Raw genomic sequence first — 16,510 nt, forward strand, 5'->3', positions numbered from 1 at the left:
ATTGAGGATGAAGCACCGTGACCGTGCCCGGCAGCACCCCTCGCGCGCCGGCGTCGTCACCGATTACCCCGTCGGCGCTCGAACGCCGCTCGTGGACAGCACGTCTCCTCACCGCAGCCGCTGTCGGCATCGTCATCGGAGCGATTGCCGGCGGCTTGACGCTGACGTTGTTGAGCGCGAAGACCACCGCGACCGCGCTGATCCGGATCGTTCAGCCTGCTGATCTGACCGCGATCGCCAGCGGCGCAACCCAGACCACGCCGAACACCCAGGACAACCTCGATCGATACGTCGCCGGTGAGGTCGCCTACCTTTCTGGCGACGCGTTCGCCAAGTCGGTGGCCGAGAAGACCGGCAAGACCCGTCCCGCCGAACTCACAGTCGACCAGAACGGGCGGTCCTCGGTGATAAGTATCAGCACCACCGCGTCGAACAGCGATGCCGCAATCCGGACCGTGCAGACCGCCATCGACCTCTACAGTCAGCAGTTGGCGGCGCGAGCCGACCGAGAGCTCCGCACCCTGCTTCCGACGCTGTCCCAGTGGGAGCAGACCAGCGCCACCGACGGACCACGGCTGGAACAGATTCAGCGACTGCGGGAGAGCGTCGTGCTGCTGGCGGGTCAATCGAGCGTGGTTCCCATCGTGCAGCCACCGACGGCCGACACCAACAGTGCGCATCCTGGATTGCTGGGAGCAGCGATCGGTGCATTCCTCGGCGGCTCAGCACTGCCGCTGTTGGTAATGGCTCACCGCCGCCGATCCGCGCGACTATGGTCGGTCACAAATCTGACGGACGCCGTTGACGCCGTGCTGGTTCCAGTGGTGGAACTGCGCGAACCACCGCTGCGCCCGTCGGTCCGAGAGCAGAGAGCCCGCCTGGCCCGAACGTTGTACGCGCAGTGTTGCTCGGCGGGAACGACGCAGACGATCCTCGTGATTGGCGCATCGCCCACCTCAGGTGCCGGCGTTGTGTCGTCACTTCTGGAAACCGCCGCTGCAGAGGCAGGTTCGGTTCAGTTGGTGACACTGAATCCCGAACAGGTGGACATTCCCGGCCTGGCTCGGACCGACAGCCGACAGACGTTGATCATCAACGCCGGCGCAGTCGGTGCCTCACCGTTGATGCCCGAAGCGGTCGAACGGGCGACGACGGTCGTCCTCACGGCCCGGCTGGAAGCCGACACCATGGCGCAAGTCCGTACCGTCTGTGCTGCAACCGAATTCAGCAGTGCGCGGCGGCTCGCCGCGGTCACCTATAGACCTTGGTGGCCGTCATGGTTCGCCCAGCGGGTTAAGCCGCACGGGCGACGTGGAGCCGGCCGGACCGGGACGAAGGTTGACCACGAGGGTGAGGGTGCTCATGACCAAGCCTGAAGAGCGCGGCGCCGCCCCACGCATGGCGATCGTTCATGAACGACTCACTGAAATCGCAGGATCCGAATTCGTCACCGAACAGCTGGCGTACGAATGGCCAACCGCATCGATTCGCATCCCGATAGTGGATCCGAGGGCCCGCATCAGCTTCGCAGACCGCGTCGAGACCGGCGGCCTTTCGACCGCCTATCGCCTCTTGGGATATCGGACCTATGCGCCGCTGCTGCCGCTGGTTCCGCGGTGGCTCCGCCGGCTCGACTTCGCCAGTGCGGATGCGGTCATCATCAGTCACCACGCCTTCGCGATCGGTGCGGCACGGGCCGCCGGAACGCGACCGACGATCGCCTACGTCCACTCGCCAGCACGTTGGGCCTGGGACTCGACGATGCGCGAAGCCGAGGCCGATTCGTTGCCCGGTAAGGCCGCATTGAACGTGCTGTCGAGACAGGCGATCAAGAACGAGCTCCAGTCTTGCGGCAAGCTCACCACTGTCGTCGCAAACAGCAGGGCGGTCGCCGAGCGGATCGCTCGAAACTGGGGCCGGGAGGCCACCGTCGTCCACCCTCCGGTTGACACGGAGTTCTACACGCCGGATGCCGACGAGCCGGTCGGCGACTTCTTTTTGTTGGCCGGCCGCCTGGTGCCGTACAAACGCCCCGAGATAGCGATCAAGGCCGCCGCGGCCGCCAAGGTGAGGCTCATCGTGGCCGGCGGCAGCCGAAAGTTCGACCATTACAGGCAGATTGCCGGTGATACTGATATCACGTTCTTGGGTAGGGTGTCCGATGACGAACTGCGCAGCCTGCAGCGGCGTGCTCTGGCTTGCCTGCTGCCGGGTGAAGAGGACTTCGGCATCGTTCCTGTCGAAGCCATGGCGTGCGGCACACCGGTTGTGGCGCTGGGTGTCGGTGGTGCGTGCGACAGCGTCGTCGACGGTGTGACCGGAGTGCTGGTCCGCGGCGACGACGACGCGTCGGTCATCGACGCGTTCGCCAGTACTCTGGCCGAATTCGACCGCAAGTCATTCGACTCGGCAGAGATCCGTCGGCATGCCGAGGGCTTTTCACGCGCCGAGTTCCGGCGCAAGATGCGCGAGGTCGTCGACCGAACCCTGACCGCATATCAGGGAAGCTGACACCGGAATGCCCAATCGCAAACACGTGCAGGCCGTGGTCCAAGTGATGGCGGGCCTGGCCCTCAATGTGTTTCCCGCAATGTTCATCGCGGTCTACGCGCGGATGGCGCCGATCGAAAACCAGGGGTTCCTCGCGGTGGCTCTCGCCGTCGGCGTTTACGTGGCGCAGCTGTTCAACGCCTTCATCGTGGAAGGCAGACTGGCGACTCCCGAGGCAGATCACGATCTGTGCCTTCCGAACTGGACGGCCGCTCTGGCCCTCGTGTCGGGCGGCCTGCTGATATTCGGGCCGCCGGTCGCCCATCCCGCGGTGCTGATGCTCAGCTCGATCGGCATCATGACGGGCCTGCTTATGTCGCGGTCCATCGGCGTGGTCACCGGTCGCTGGCAGACGGAGGCGCTCTCGGCCGGACTCTTGAGCGTGGCCAGCTTGGCCGCTCTCTATCTAGCCCAGATCCACAATGACAACTGTGTTCGGGTCCTTGCACTCGGCGCGGTTGTCGCCATCGGAATTCGCTATTGGCCCCGTACCGCCCTACAGGGTCTCATGCTGCCCTCGGATGTTCGCCGGGCGAGCTGGGTCACCGGCGAGACCGCCGTGGTCGGCGCGGTTCAACCGGCCATCACCTCGGTCGTGCTAGTTCTGCTGGGACCCGCTGCGTCCGTGGCATTCCGCGTCATCTCAACCATGTCCGGGGCCCTCGAGCCGATCCTGGCCTATGGGAGGTATCGACTGCTGGCCCACGGGCACAAGGGTGAAGTAGCGATTGTCGCCGTCATCTTCTCGGCGGGTCTCGCCGCCGTCCTCGCGGTCGCGTTCTCCGGCCTGGGCCAGCTGGTGTTCGGCACGGCGTGGGCCAACGTGGGTGCCGTTGCGTTGCTCCTCGCCTGCGTGTGGAAGGGCTTCATGCTGCTGTCGACCGTGCCGTTCGCGGCCCTCCGCAAGGCCGGCGAGACGGCGCAGGTCTTCTGGATTCGCGCGACCAGCACCGTGATCTACCTGATCATCGGTCTGACAGCGGTCGTCATCTGGCGGTCCAACACCGCGATCTTCCTGGGCTTCGCTCTTGCCGAGATGGCAACGGCCGTGGTCTATCACCGGGCCGCAGTCCGCGGTGCGCCCGACTACCAGGTTCGGCTTCGTCGGCCGCAGCGCCGATGATCGACACCACCGCGCCCGCCCCGCCCGCCGGCGTGGGCTACTCCTATGCACCCGTTGTGGCTCGATGGTGGTTCAACCCGGCGGTCTTTGCGCTCGCCCCATTCCTCGCGGGACTTGTGGGATGGTCAGTTTCGTTAGGGTGGCGTCACATCCATTCCGGACCAGCGTCCTGGGACAAACTGCTGGGCTTCGCCGTCCCCGCCCGGGTGACACCCGGTGGCGTCACGCTGCTTCTGTTGTGGTGGGCCGCGGTGATCTCGATCTCGATGCTCGGCTGGCGACTCGGCTCAGCGGGCGGGCGGTCCAGGGCCGGCTGGCTCAGCCTCACGACGCCGGACATGGAACGCCGATACTTCGTGTTGGTCACCGCGGTTGCAGGGCTTGGCATCGCGTACACCATCTACCAAGTTGGCGGACCCACTTCGATTTTGGCGTCGTTGGCCAGTCAATCCGCCAATGACGTCTCCAACGCGATGTCCCAAACTGCCGGGGGACAAACCCTGCGATTCGCCACCATCCTGGCCGCACCGATCGGTGTTCACCTCTGGCGCCAGAAAGTCATTCCGTTTTTCTACATGGTGATCGCGGTTGGTCTGCTGCTCACCAGCGCAATGATCTCCTCCCGATTGTCTTTGCTGATGGCGGGATTCGTCTACCTCGCGATCTTTGCCCGCAACCGCCCAGTACCGGTACGCGATGCCGGCGATACGGCCAAGCGGATCGGCATCATCATCGGAATCCTGGTCATCGGAGTCGGGCTCCTCACCGCCATGAACTACTTCCGCAACGCGAACTACTACCGCGAGGCCGGCGTGACCAATCCACTGGTGATGAACCTCTATCAGACGGGCGCGTATTTGACTGTCCCCACACAGGTTTCGCTGGGCGTGTCCACCGCGATCATGAACAGCGACTGGCAGAATCCCGGCGATCCGATCACCTCGTCGGACGCCATCAAGCCCACCTTCCTGCAGTTCAAGAAGATCACCAAGGACAACAGCTGGAAAGATGCCAACGAGTACCACTATGCAGTGAACTTCGAACCCAACTTCTTCACCAATTCGGTGTTCGCCGACACCTACGCCGACTTCGGGATGTGGGGGTGGTTCTACACATTTCTCATCTACGGTTTCGCCGGGTTTCTCTTCGCCCGGCTGATCCGGTATGGCCCCGTGATCGCCGGCTCCGGGGGCGTACTGGCGTACTGCTTCTCCGAGATCTGGCGCATCCAGATCTTGAGCTACGGCATAGTGATCTTCTTGATGCTGCTCACGGTGGGGTGCTCGGTGTTGACCGTAGCAATGACCAAGCGGCACAACGCACCGAAGGCGTAGACCCTAGCCGCGCCGAATGGTCATGCGCACGGACTGCCCGACTCCCGAAGCGCCGGTGAGATGCACTGGCGCCCATGCGGTAGGTGCACTGTCCCAGGTGATTCGGAGACCGTCGACTACCCCGTCACAGTTTTCGAAACCCGTGCACGGTCCCGGCTTGTCCGGTGGGTCACCGTCGGTGATCGTGACAGCCAGCCGATCGACAGCGAGATCGCCAACGTCGTTGGCCGCGAACGCCAATACCGCCCGGCTGTGCCGAATCGACAGCGCATTCAGTCGGCTGTGACTGGTATTGGCCAGGCCCACACCGCCGTTGCCGCCAGCCGACGACGACGCCTCGACAGCGCACGACCGCAGGTCGAACCCAGTCGCGCGTTGGTCGGTCAGCGATTCCGCACGTAACGACCAATTTTTGCAGTCGCGGATCGCCGCATCCTCGATCGCGACGTCGAAGTGAGTGAACCGAGGATCGACGGCATCGTCGGGGCGGGCCAAGAGGTGGATGCCGGTCTCGCAGGAATCGATCGCCACGTCCGACATGTGCACGCCGCGTGACGCCACATAGTGCCATCCGACATCATTGCCCGGCGCGGCCGAATCGATCATCACCGCAGCACCGGAGTCGACTCCCCCGATGGCCAGCCCCGTGAGAGTCACCCCGCGGGCGCCGGCCAACCGAACGCCGTTGGCCTTCCCACCATCGATGGTCACATTGCTGACGGCGAACGAGTCGTTGGACCATTCGGTCAAGTCCGGGAACGAAAAGGTCTGCGCGGCAGAGTCAATCACCCGCTTGGGAGCGTAGTAGGTGACCAGAGCCAGTCCGTCGTCACCGGCGCCGACGGCGGTGTAACCGTCGACCCGGCCCCGCCTGCAGGCATTGAAGTGCAAGCCATCCGCCCGGGTGTTCTCCGTCCTCAGGCCGTCGACGCGGATGTCAGACGTCCCGATCATGATCACTCCGGCCTGTGGGCTGCCCCGAACCGAGCAGTGCGACAGCGCAACTCGGCTTACCGGGCCGTGACGCCAGCCACGGGAGAAGGGGTCGCCCACGATGCGGATGCCATCCCCCATCGAACGGATCGCGGGTCGCGCCCAGCGGATCGCGACATTACGCAACTCCACGTCCTCGGCCGGCCCGTGGACGAGAATGCCGTGGCCGGTGCCCGTGCCAGCGGCCCGATCGAGGTTGTCCATCAACAGCTCTGCACCGGCGTCGAATTCGACGGTCACTCTGGACAGGCCGCCGATGACGATGGCGGCGTCAGCCGTCGGATGGAGCTCAGCGAATCGATATGTGCCACTTGGGAAATACAGCGTGCTGTTGGTCCGCAGCGCGGCGACAGCTCGGCGAATCGCCGCCGAGTCGTCGGTGACCCCGTCCCCCTTGGCGCCGTGGTGACGGACGTTGACCGTGCGATGCACCTCGTGGCGCGCGAACGCGACGACCACTCCCAGTGCAGGCACACCTAGCAGCAGGTGCCGCCTCGATACTCGCGCCATCAAGTCTGCAACTCCATAACGATTGTGTCCACGGCCGCGGTGAACGGTGCTTCCGACTGCCGACGATTGACATACGACCAGCCTCTGGCCGCCAACTCGGCGCGGGCGGCATCATCGCCGCAGTACTTGCGCAGCAGCGCCGTCAGGCCCGGGATGTCCGTGGGATCGAAGTATTCCGCCCCCACCCCGCAGGTTTCTTTGACTGCCGGGATGTCAGAGGCCACGACAGCGGTGCGTGAGGCCATCGCCTCCAGCGGTGGCAGCCCGGCCCCTTCACACAGCGACGGCATCACCAGCAGCTCGGCGCCCGCGACGAGTGAGCGCAACGCCTCAAACTCGAGCCGTCCGGCCAGGACCACCCGGTCGCCAAGACCGGCGGCAACCTGCTGCACGCGCTCGTCGAGCGTCCGCAAGGACTCCCCGCCACCGGCAATCACCAACTTGTGTGGAATCGAGCCGGCGACGTCGGCGAATGCCTGCAGCAGCATCGGCAGATTCTTGTGGCGCTTCACGTTTCCGACGTAGAGCAGGTACCTCCCCTGCACCGGCGACAGCGCAGGATCGACGCCGGCGAACCACTCTTCGCCGACCGGAATCGGAGAGACGATCGGCGCGCACCGGGCCACCTGGCGAAGCGCGTGGGCGGTCGCCCTGGACGGCGTGAAAATTGCCCGACATTTGCGGGCATCGACGGTGAACATCGTGCGCGCGTAGGCGCGCTTCACCCAATTCTGGTCGCTGATTTCTGGGGGCAGTAGCTGAATTGTGTCGTGGACCGTGACGAAAGCGGCAATATCGTGGTTCCCGGGCTTCAACAGGGCGAACGGATAGGGATATTGCGGCAGCCAGATCGCCCTAGGCCGGCACTGCTTGAGCGCGTTGTTCCAAACCCGCTGTTCATCGAGGGAATACATAGGTGCATTCGCCGGCTGAGTCACCACCACCTCGGTGTTTGCATCGACTCGAGGGATGGAATCCGCGTCGGCCAAAACCGCGAGTTTCAGGCCATTGCGCGGCAGAATTTCCGCCAGGTGTGGCAACTGCATTCGGATATATGTCCCAATGCCACTGGAGTTGATGTGGCGGATGTCGAACAATAAATCTGCCATATCTCCTTCAACCCCTCGTGCCAACGCCTCGACTCAGATTACCGCCGCAGCGAGCAAACATTGCCAGTGACGTCCTACCAACCCGGTAACGGAAGGCCACAATGGACTACGTGACCGACTATGCGACCAGTACTGCCGTGCGTAACCACGCCGTGGACCTGTACCGGGTGGGCGCCCTGCTGTTCGTCGTCGTCGGGCATTGGATCGCGGCGTCGCTGACCTTCTCCGACGGATCGTTCTGGCGAGACAACCCCCTCGTCGACCTGCCCTGGACCCAGTGGCTGACATGGATCTTCCAAGTCGTCCCGGTGTTCTTCGTGGTGGCGGGCTATGCCAGCGCGGTGTCGTGGACCCACCGAGACCCGGGTGAGTCGCGGCAGGCCTGGCTGCGTCGGCGGCTGGTCCGCCCGATCGGGCCGACGGCGGTGTACGTCGCGTTCGCGTTGGTGGTTGTGGCGGTGCTGAGCCGCATCGGGGTGACCGGTTCGGAGCTCGACTTCGGCGCCTGGGCGGTGGCCATGCATCTGTGGTTCCTGGGCATCTACGTGCTGGTGGTCGCGCTGACACCGGTCGCGGTCGCCGCGCATCAGCGCTGGGGCAAGTGGGTGCCGTTCATCATCACGCTCGCGGTCGCGGCGGTAGACCTGGCGACCATCGGTGCCGACGTGCCCTACATCGGCTGGCTGAATTATCTGCTGGTGTGGTGGGTGCTCTATCAGCTCGGCATTGCCTGGCACGACGGCACACTGTGCCGGCGCGCGGCGATCGCGCTGGCGGTGCTTTCGGCGATCGTGTTGGCTCTGCTCGTCACGGTCGGGCCGTACCCGGTCAGCATGATCGGCGTACCGGGCGCGACCGTGAACAACACCGGTCCGCCCAACCTGGCGCTTCTGGCCCTCGGCGGCGTGCAGGCCGGCGTGGCGCTGGCGATCGCCCCGGCGGTCGACCGAATGGTGAAATCGGTTCGCGCTCGACGCATTCTGGCGGTCGCCAACGACAATGTGATGGCGCTCTATCTGTGGCACATGATTCCGGTCGTGATCGTGGCCCTCGCCGGGTATCCGACCGGTCTGCTGCCGCAACCGGAGCTGGGCTCGGCGGCCTGGTGGTGGTTCCGGCTGGAGTGGGTGGCGATCCTTGCCGTCGTCGCCGCCGTCGAGCTGGTGTTGTTGTGGTGGGGCCGCAGGTTGTTCTCCGCGCCGCTGCCGACATTTGGAGTCGCCATCCCGCCATCGCTGGGCGAGGTGCTGTTGTTCGCGGGCACCATCACGATCGCGGCGACGATCACGGTCTTCGCCACCCTCGGCTTCGCCCCGGCCGGGCGTGTCCCGGTCGCAGCGAGTGTCGGGTTCGCGGTGGGTGTGGCGCTGGTGGCGCTGGCGCCCGTCAATACGCGTCGAACCCGAGTTTGACCGCCAGCACCAGCCCGGCGGCACCGATGAGGATCCGCAGCGGGGTGCCTGGAGCGTGCCGCACGACGATCGGCCCCAGCCGTGAACCGATCAGGCAGCCCGCACCCAGTGGGATCACCGCGAGCCAGTGCACCGGCGCGAAGACCGCGAACACCACTGCCGCGACGCAGTTCGCCAGGCCGAGCAGGATGTTCTTGGCGGCGTTGGCGTGGGCCAGGCTGTCGGCGCCGGCGTTGAGGAGCAACGCCAGGAACAGCACACCGGCCGCGGCACCGAAATAGCCTCCGTAGAGCGCGATTCCGAAGATCGCGAGCGCCTCGGCCACCAGCACAGCACGGCGCCTGCGCCCGGGCTGGGGCGTACCGAGCGGCGCCACGATGGCCAGCGAGGCCACGCCGAGCAGTACCGGAACGACTTTTTCGAAGGCGTCCGCCGGGGTGGTCAGCAGCAGCACCGCACCGGTTGCACCGCCCGCGACGGTCAGCGGCGCCATCCGGGCGATGAAACGGCCCTGACCGACCAGTTCGGGCCTGGAGCCCCACGCCGAACCGATGCCGTTGAACACCAGCGCCACCGTGTTGGTCACATTCGCCGTGACCGGCGGCAGCCCGATCGCCAGCAGGGCCGGATAGGTCGCCACTGACGCCAACCCGGCGATACTGCCCGTCAGCCCACCGAGCACACCAGCGATCAGCAAGGTGACGGCGTCGAGTGCACTCAGTGCGGGTCCTCCCTACCGTTACGGACGGTCGGGCAGGAGTCTACGGATGCACCGCGGGGGTACCGCCGGCGTGGGCCCGGCGCCGATCTTTCCTCGGCGTCTCGTGCCGGACACGATCCGGAAACATTCTCGCCCTGGCTTCAATTGAGCATCAGCGACGGAAGCGTTCCCCGATTCCTGCAACGTCCATTCACGTTCGAGGGCAACGGATTAGACAAAGCCGTTGCTCATCGATGAATCACTGCGGTATGCGGTGCCGGCGGGGTCGGTGACTCAGCCGGTGTACTTCCGGGGTGGGCAACTCCACCGATGAGATGATCTCCGACGCTCTATTCCGAGACGGAAAATCGATGCGCTGGCCGACGACCGGACAGTGGCGTGCCCGTTGCGCGGTCACACCTTTCGATATGTGTTCCGGCGCAGCGGCTTCCGGCGCCAAATTGGCGGTACGCAGTTATCCGGTCACCGCAGTGAGAGGTTCGATCCGGATCAGCATGCCGACCGCGTGACCGGATCACGTCATCGCTGGGCCAATGCCCGCAGAAAGAACATCAGGTTGGCGGGGCGCTCGGCCAGTCGGCGGACGAAGTACCCGTACCACTGCGTGCCGAACGGAACGTACACCCGCACCTGACTGCCTTCGGCCGCCAGGCGGCGCTGCTCATCGTCCCGGATTCCGTACAGCATCTGATATTCGAATCGATCTGTGTCGCGGCCGAATTCGGCTGCCATTTTGCCGGCCGCGGCGATGACCAGCGGATCGTGGGAGGCGACCATTGGATATCCGGTGCCGGCCATCAGTGTCCGCAGGCAGCGCAGGTAGGACTCGGTGACCTCACCGGCGTCCCGGTAAGCCACCGACGCCGGCTCGTCGTAGGCACCCTTGCACAGCCGAATCCGCGCCCCGACGGCCGCGAACTCGGCACAGTCGGCCTCACTGCGCTTGAGGTAGGCCTGCAAAACGGTTCCCAGCCAATCGAACTCGGTGCGCAGTTCGCGCACGATCGCCAGCGTCGAGTCGGTGGTGGTGTGGTCCTCGGCGTCGACAGTAACCCAGGCGCCGACCTGCTGCGCCCGCTGACAAATCGTGTGCGCGTTCTCGAATGCGATCTTGTCGCCGTCCTTGGCCAGCGCCTGCCCGAGCGCGGACAGTTTCAGCGACACCTCGAGCGGACGGACGATCGCCGCGTTCTCGGCTCGGGCACCCAGTGCGCCGAGCAGCTGCAGGTAAGCCTCGACGGTGGCGTCGGCCGCGTCGACGTCGGTGACGTCTTCGCCGAGGTAGTCGATGCTGACCATGCGTTTCGAGTCACGCAGCGCCGCGACCGCGGTCAAAGCGTCATCGATGCTCTCCCCCGGCACGAACCGGGCCAGCACGTCCCCCGCGAGCGGCAGGTGCTCGACGCTGCGGCGTAACCGGTTCGAGCGGCTGGCGGCCAGAATGGCCGGCCGCGCAATCTTGGTGAAGGCGCTCATCAGTCCACCGCCATATGCGGGTAGACGTGGCTGGTCGGCGGGACGAACGTCTCCTTCATCGAACGCGCCGATGTCCAACGAAGCAGATTCAGCGGCGAGCCGGCTTTGTCGTTGGTGCCCGAGGCCCGCGACCCGCCGAACGGTTGCTGCCCGACAACGGCACCGGTCGGCTTGTCGTTGATGTAGAAGTTGCCTGCGGCGAACCGCAGCCGCTCGGCGGCCGTCTGGACGGCGGCCCGGTCGTCGGCGATCACCGCGCCGGTCAGCGCGTAACGTGCGCCGCCGTCGACGACGTCGAGGACGGCGTCGAACTCGTCGTCGGGGTATACGTGCACCGCGAGAATCGGCCCGAAGTACTCGGTACTGAACGCCTCATCGGTCGGATCGTCGGACAACAGAACAGTGGGACGGACGAAATAGCCTTCGCTGTCGTCACATTCGCCGCCGACCGCGATCGTGACACCGGGGGCGCTCTTGGCCCGCTCGATCGCACGCGAGTTCTTGACGAAGGCACGCTCGTCGATGACCGCCCCGCCGTAGTTCGACAGGTCGGTGACGTCGCCATAGGCCAACGCTTCGGTGGCGGCGAGCAAGTCGTCGCCCATCGTCTGCCACACCGAGCGCGGGACGAACGCCCGCGAGGCGGCCGAGCACTTCTGCCCCTGATAGTCGAAGGCACCCCGAATCAGCGCGGTCCGCAACACATCTGGGTTCGCCGAGGTGTGTGCGACCACAAAGTCCTTACCGCCGGTCTCCCCGACCAGTCGCGGGTAGCTGTCGTAGTCGGCGATGCGGGTGCCGACCTCACGCCACAGGTGCTGGAAGGTGGCGGTCGATCCCGTGAAGTGGATACCGGACAGCCGCCGGTCGGCCAGCAGCACATCGGAGACCGCAAGTCCGTCGCCCGCAACGAGATTGATCACGCCGGGCGGAAGGCCCGCGGCCTCGAGCAGCTGCATCGTCAGATAGGCCGCGAAGGTCTGGGTGATCGACGGTTTCCACACCACGGTGTTGCCCATCAGCGCCGGTGCGGTCGGCAGGTTGGCGGCGATCGCGGTGAAGTTGAACGGCGTGATGGCATAGACGAAACCGTCCAGCGGGCGGTAGTCGGTGCGATTCCAGACACCCGGGCCGCTGATCGGCTGCTGCGCCAGGATCTGCCGGGCGAAGGCGACGTTGAAGCGCCAGAAGTCGACCAGCTCGCAGGGCGCGTCGATCTCGGCTTGATAGGCGGCCTTGGACTGGCCCAGCATGGTGGCCGCCGCGATCTTTTCCCGCCAGGGGCCGGCCAGCAGGTCGGCGGCACGCAGGAACACCGCGGCCCGTTCGTCGAACGGGGTGGCCGCCCAGTCATGTTTGGCGGCCATCGCCGCGTCGACCGCGTCCACGGCGTCGGCGGCGGTGCCGTTGGACAGCGTGCCAAGCCGGGCGCTGTGCCGGTGCGGTTGGACCACGTCGATGCGCTCGCCGTCGCCAACTCGGCGACGGCCGCCGATGACGTGCGGCAGATCGATGGGCTCGGTGGACAGTTCGCGCAGGGCCGCGGTGAGGCGGGCCCGTTCGGCGGATCCGGGTGCGTAATCGTGTACCGGCTCGTTGGCCGGCGCGGGAACATCGGTGCGGGCGTCCATGCAGTTCAGGATGACGCGCCCGGCCGTCCGATCTGTTGGCTGATCGGCTAAGACTGCACATCGAAACTAGTAGGATCGGACAACATGCGTGAGACCGGCGTCGGCCTGGGTCAGCTGGTGTTGGCTCTGGATGCGACGCTGGTGCGGCTCGTCGAAGCGCCGCGTGGCCTCGACCGCCCGGTGCGCTCGGCCGCGCTGATCGATTCCGACGACGTGCGGTTGGGCCTGGCGATCAGCGCCGGCTCGGCCGACGTGTTCTTCCTGCTCGGCATCTCCGACGCCGACGCCGTCCGATGGCTGGACCGGCAGGTCGCCGCGCACGGCTCCCCCGCGGCGATCTTCGTCAAAGGCCCGTCCGAAGCCGTCGTCGCCCGCGCGGTCGCGGCGGGCACGGCCGTTGTCGCAGTCGAGGACAAGGCCCGCTGGGAGCGGCTGTATCGCCTGGTCAATCATGTCTTCGACCACCGGCGATCCGACGCGGTCACCGATTCGAGCACCGACCTGTTCGCCTTGGCTCAGTCGATCGCCGACCGCACCCACGGCATGGTCAGCATCGAGGACGCGCAGTCACATGTGCTCGCCTACTCGGCGTCCAACGACGAAGCCGACGAGCTGCGGCGGTTGTCGATCCTGGGCCGGGCCGGCCCGCCCGAGCATCTGCGGTGGATCGCCCAGTGGGGCATCTTCGACCGGCTTCGGGCGGGCACCGACGTGGTGGCCGTCGACGAGCGGCCCGAATTGGGACTGCGGCCGCGGCTGGCGATCGGCATCCATCGCCAAGACCAGCGCCCGGGCTTCGACGGCACGATCTGGGTGCAGCAGGGTTCGCGACCACTGGCCGACGACGCCGAGGAGGTGTTGCGCGGCGCGGCGGTGCTGGCGGCCAGGATGACGGCCCGCCTGGCCGCGCGGCCGTCGGCGCATCTGCTGGCCGTGCAGCAGCTGCTCGGGCTGACCGACACCGACGACGCGGACGTGCCCGCCGTGGCGCGGGAACTCCGCATCCCGCTCGACGGCCGTGCCGCCGTGATCGGCGTCGTCGCCGCCGACGGCGAGGCTCGGCTGTCCGATGTTCTGGCGCTGAGCGCCAGCGCTTTTCGCCCGGATGCCCAGGTCGCCGCCAACGGCTCCCGGGTCTACGTGGTACTGCCCGACTCCGGGCGCACCGCCGCGGTGGTGTCGTGGATCCGCGGCACCATCAGCACGCTGCGCGCCGAGCTCGGCCTCGACCTGCGTGCGGTGATCGCGGCCCCGATCGCCGGGCTGGCTGCGGTCGCCGGCGCCCGCCGCGAGATCGACCGAGTCTTCGACAGCGCGCAGCGCCACCCTGTGTTCGGTCAGGTGACAACGCTGGCCGAGGCGCGCACCACGGTGCTGCTCGATGAGATCGTCACGCTGGTGGCCGCCGACGAAAGGCTGATCGATCCTCGCGTGCGCGGACTGCGTCACTCCGAGCCCATCCTGGCCGAGACGCTGCAGGTGTATCTCGACTGTTTCGGCGACGTGGCAGCGGCCGCGGCGGCGCTGCAGGTGCACCCCAACACTGTCCGTTATCGGGTACGCCGCATTGAGCAGGTACTTTCCACTTCACTGAGCGATCCTGACGTCCGGCTACTACTCTCACTAAGCCTGCGGGCAACCGCTTGATCGGCACCGTCAAGCAGACGCGCCGCGTTCACCGAGAAATTTTTGGTCGAACCTGGTAACAATGTTGCATCTGTTGCCGATGAGGCTTTTGTCATGACTGGCTGTGAGGCCCGTCACGGCACCACAAAACCTCGGTGAACCGGGCCCCCCGATCACCGTCGAACCACTGAGCACAAGGGGTCAGCATGAAATACGTGGGTCGAGTGCTGGTGGCGATGATCGCTGCCGTCGCGGCGCTCTTTGTCGGGACAGGTACCTCGCACGCAGGTTTGGACAACGAGCTGAGTCTGGTTGACGGCGGTGGCCGCACGATGACTGTTCAGCAGTGGGACACCTTCCTCAATGGTGTGTTCCCCCTGGACCGCAACCGGCTGACTCGTGAGTGGTTCCACTCCGGCAAGGCCGTCTACAGCGTGGTCGGCCCGGGTGCCGACCAATTCGCGGGCACCTTGGAGCTGGGCTACCAGGTCGGCTTCCCGTGGTCACTGGGTGTGGGCATCAACTTCAGCTACACCACCCCCAACATCCTGCTCGACGACGCCAATATCTCCCCGACGGGCTTCAACCCGCTGGGCTCGGTGATCACCCCGAACCTGTTCCCGGGTGTGTCGATCTCCGCCGACCTGGGCAACGGCCCCGGTATCCAGGAAGTCGCCACCTTCTCGGTGGACGTCTCGGGCCCCAACGGCTCGGTGGCCGTGGCCAACGCCCACGGCACCGTCACCGGCGCGGCCGGCGGCGTGCTGCTGCGGCCCTTCGCCCGCCTGATCTCCAAGGCCGGCGACAGCGTCACCACCTACGGCGAACCCTGGAACATGAACTGACGCGTCTCTGACCCCGCTTGGGTGGAGCGGCTGGCTAACTCAGCCGCTCCACCGCGGCGGCGATACGTTCGTCCGTCGCGGTCAGCGCCACTCGAACGTGCTGGCTGCCCCGCGGTCCGTAGAACTCCCCGGGAGCCACCAGGATGCCGCGTTCGGCCAGCCAGGCCAGCGTCGTCCGGCACGGCTCACCGCGAGTGGCCCACAGATACAGACCGGCCTCGGAATGGTCGACGGTGAACCCCGCCGATCGCATCGCGGCCAGCATCACATCGCGGCGGCGCGCATAGCGCTGCCGCTGTTCGAGTTCGTGGGCGTCGTCGTCGAGCGCGGCGACCATGGCCGCCTGTACCGGCCCGGGCACCATCATCCCGGCGTGCTTGCGCACCTCGAGCAGCTCGGCGACCACAGCGGGATCGCCGGCGACGAATCCGGCGCGATACCCCGCCAGCGATGAGCTCTTCGACAGCGAGTGCACGGCCAACAGCCCGGTGTGGTCACCGCCGCTGATCGAGGGATGCAGGACCGACGTCGGCTCTTCTTCCCACGCCAGGCCGAGGTAGCACTCGTCGGACACCACGAGCGTGCCGCGTCCGCGGGCCCATTCGACGACCTTGCGGAGATGGTCGCGGCCCAACACCTTGCCGGTGGGATTGCTCGGCGAGTTGATGAAGAGGACGGCGGGCGACTCCGGACCGAGTTGGGTCACCGAGTCGGCCGGAATGACCCGGGCGTGCGCCAGCCGTGCTGCCACGTCGTAGGTCGGGTAGGCCAGTTCGGGAACCACGATCAGGTCGTCGGGGCCCAGACCCAGCAGGGTCGGCAGCCACGCGATCAGTTCCTTGGTGCCGATGACCGGCAGAACCGCCTGCTCGGGTAATCCGGTGATGCCGTAGCGCCGGTGCAGCGCGGCCACTGCGGAGGCCCGCAACGCGCGCGTACCCGCGGTGGTCGGATAACCCGGTGCCGAGCTGGCCGCGGCCAAGGCCTCCCGGATCACCGGCGCCACCGGATCGACCGGCGTTCCCACCGACAGGTCGACGATGCCGCCCGGGTGAGCTCGCGCGGTGGCCGTGACGTCGGCGAGGGTGTCCCAGGGGAAAACCGGCAGCTCCGCCGAGCGACGATGCCGAGCGTAGCGAGCAGGAGGAGCGGGCGAATCAGACATCAGCCGAAACCGGGC

General features: G+C 66.4%; 13 protein-coding genes. 7 read left to right on the top strand and 6 right to left on the bottom strand.

The window, feature by feature from the left end; genetic code table 11:
- Positions 1 to 17 precede the first annotated feature (17 nt).
- Genes AB431_RS23205 through AB431_RS23220 form a run of 4 tightly spaced genes read left to right on the top strand, consistent with a single transcriptional unit; the run spans position 18 to position 5,007 of the window.
- Positions 18 to 1,376, top strand: coding sequence for a hypothetical protein (locus tag AB431_RS23205; RefSeq protein ID WP_052960375.1), 1,359 nt, complete (start codon positions 18 to 20; stop codon positions 1,374 to 1,376).
- Positions 1,363 to 2,511 carry a glycosyltransferase gene (locus tag AB431_RS23210; protein WP_047331918.1) on the top strand — a complete coding sequence of 383 codons (1,149 nt, stop codon included), beginning with the start codon at positions 1,363 to 1,365 and terminating at the stop codon, positions 2,509 to 2,511. Before AB431_RS23205 ends, AB431_RS23210 begins: the two co-directional genes overlap by 14 nt.
- Before the next feature lie 7 nt (positions 2,512 to 2,518).
- Positions 2,519 to 3,673: a hypothetical protein gene (locus tag AB431_RS23215; protein ID WP_047331919.1), complete on the top strand. Its 1,155-nt coding sequence runs from the start codon at positions 2,519 to 2,521 to the stop codon at positions 3,671 to 3,673.
- Positions 3,670 to 5,007 carry a hypothetical protein gene (locus tag AB431_RS23220; protein WP_235435739.1) on the top strand — a complete coding sequence of 446 codons (1,338 nt, stop codon included), beginning with the start codon at positions 3,670 to 3,672 and terminating at the stop codon, positions 5,005 to 5,007. The genes AB431_RS23215 and AB431_RS23220 overlap by 4 nt, the downstream gene beginning before the upstream one ends.
- Positions 5,008 to 5,010: 3 nt before the next feature.
- Here the strand turns inward: AB431_RS23220 and AB431_RS23225 are convergent, their stop codons facing one another.
- Positions 5,011 to 6,510, bottom strand: a complete 1,500-nt coding sequence (locus AB431_RS23225) for a glycosyl hydrolase family 28-related protein (RefSeq protein ID WP_082135779.1) — start codon at positions 6,508 to 6,510, stop codon at positions 5,011 to 5,013.
- Positions 6,510 to 7,607 (bottom strand): glycosyltransferase family 1 protein, encoded by a 1,098-nt coding sequence (locus AB431_RS23230; RefSeq protein ID WP_235435740.1) that lies wholly within the window; start codon positions 7,605 to 7,607, stop codon positions 6,510 to 6,512. Before AB431_RS23230 ends, AB431_RS23225 begins: the two co-directional genes overlap by 1 nt.
- 122 nt (positions 7,608 to 7,729) lie before the next feature.
- Here AB431_RS23230 and AB431_RS23235 point away from each other — a divergent pair, with 122 nt between their 5' ends.
- Entirely contained in the window at positions 7,730 to 9,031 is a 1,302-nt protein-coding gene (locus tag AB431_RS23235; protein WP_369802943.1) for an acyltransferase family protein, read from the top strand.
- Here the strand turns inward: AB431_RS23235 and AB431_RS23240 are convergent.
- The 3 genes from AB431_RS23240 to pruA form a co-directional block, all read right to left on the bottom strand.
- Entirely contained in the window at positions 9,006 to 9,728 is a 723-nt protein-coding gene (locus AB431_RS23240; RefSeq protein WP_235435741.1) for a sulfite exporter TauE/SafE family protein, read from the bottom strand. The two genes, AB431_RS23235 and AB431_RS23240, sit on opposite strands and share 26 nt — an antisense overlap.
- 543 nt (positions 9,729 to 10,271) lie before the next feature.
- Positions 10,272 to 11,228, bottom strand: coding sequence for a proline dehydrogenase family protein (locus tag AB431_RS23250; protein WP_047331925.1), 957 nt, complete (start codon positions 11,226 to 11,228; stop codon positions 10,272 to 10,274).
- On the bottom strand, positions 11,228 to 12,859 hold the full coding sequence (gene pruA / locus AB431_RS23255; protein WP_047331926.1) for an L-glutamate gamma-semialdehyde dehydrogenase: 1,632 nt from the start codon (positions 12,857 to 12,859) through the stop codon (positions 11,228 to 11,230). The genes AB431_RS23250 and pruA overlap by 1 nt, the downstream gene beginning before the upstream one ends.
- A gap of 84 nt (positions 12,860 to 12,943) precedes the next feature.
- Here pruA and AB431_RS23260 point away from each other — a divergent pair, with 84 nt between their 5' ends.
- Positions 12,944 to 14,506 carry a CdaR family transcriptional regulator gene (locus AB431_RS23260; RefSeq protein ID WP_047331927.1) on the top strand — a complete coding sequence of 521 codons (1,563 nt, stop codon included), beginning with the start codon at positions 12,944 to 12,946 and terminating at the stop codon, positions 14,504 to 14,506.
- Between the two features lie 185 nt (positions 14,507 to 14,691).
- On the top strand, positions 14,692 to 15,330 hold the full coding sequence (locus AB431_RS23265) for an MspA family porin (RefSeq protein WP_047331928.1): 639 nt from the start codon (positions 14,692 to 14,694) through the stop codon (positions 15,328 to 15,330).
- Between the two features lie 34 nt (positions 15,331 to 15,364).
- Here AB431_RS23265 and dapC read toward each other — a convergent pair whose 3' ends face one another.
- Positions 15,365 to 16,495, bottom strand: a complete 1,131-nt coding sequence (gene dapC / locus AB431_RS23270) for a succinyldiaminopimelate transaminase (RefSeq protein WP_047331929.1) — start codon at positions 16,493 to 16,495, stop codon at positions 15,365 to 15,367.
- Between the last annotated feature and the right edge of the window lie 15 nt (positions 16,496 to 16,510).

Origin of the sequence: Mycobacterium sp. EPa45, assembly GCF_001021385.1 — a bacterium.
In the GTDB taxonomy this organism is placed as follows: Bacteria; Actinomycetota; Actinomycetes; order Mycobacteriales; family Mycobacteriaceae; genus Mycobacterium.

Excerpts from the sequence above, each read along its gene's own strand:
- pruA (WP_047331926.1), bottom strand. The coding sequence starts at position 12,859 with ATGGACGCCCGCACCGATGTTCCCGCGCCGGCCAACGAGCCGGTACAC.
- dapC (WP_047331929.1), bottom strand. The coding sequence starts at position 16,495 with ATGTCTGATTCGCCCGCTCCTCCTGCTCGCTACGCTCGGCATCGTCGC.
- AB431_RS23210 (WP_047331918.1), top strand. The coding sequence starts at position 1,363 with ATGACCAAGCCTGAAGAGCGCGGCGCCGCCCCACGCATGGCGATCGTT.
- AB431_RS23265 (WP_047331928.1), top strand. The coding sequence starts at position 14,692 with ATGAAATACGTGGGTCGAGTGCTGGTGGCGATGATCGCTGCCGTCGCG.
- AB431_RS23215 (WP_047331919.1), top strand. The coding sequence starts at position 2,519 with ATGCCCAATCGCAAACACGTGCAGGCCGTGGTCCAAGTGATGGCGGGC.
- AB431_RS23225 (WP_082135779.1), bottom strand. The coding sequence starts at position 6,510 with ATGGCGCGAGTATCGAGGCGGCACCTGCTGCTAGGTGTGCCTGCACTG.
- AB431_RS23260 (WP_047331927.1), top strand. The coding sequence starts at position 12,944 with ATGCGTGAGACCGGCGTCGGCCTGGGTCAGCTGGTGTTGGCTCTGGAT.
- AB431_RS23220 (WP_235435739.1), top strand. The coding sequence starts at position 3,670 with ATGATCGACACCACCGCGCCCGCCCCGCCCGCCGGCGTGGGCTACTCC.
- AB431_RS23250 (WP_047331925.1), bottom strand. The coding sequence starts at position 11,228 with ATGAGCGCCTTCACCAAGATTGCGCGGCCGGCCATTCTGGCCGCCAGC.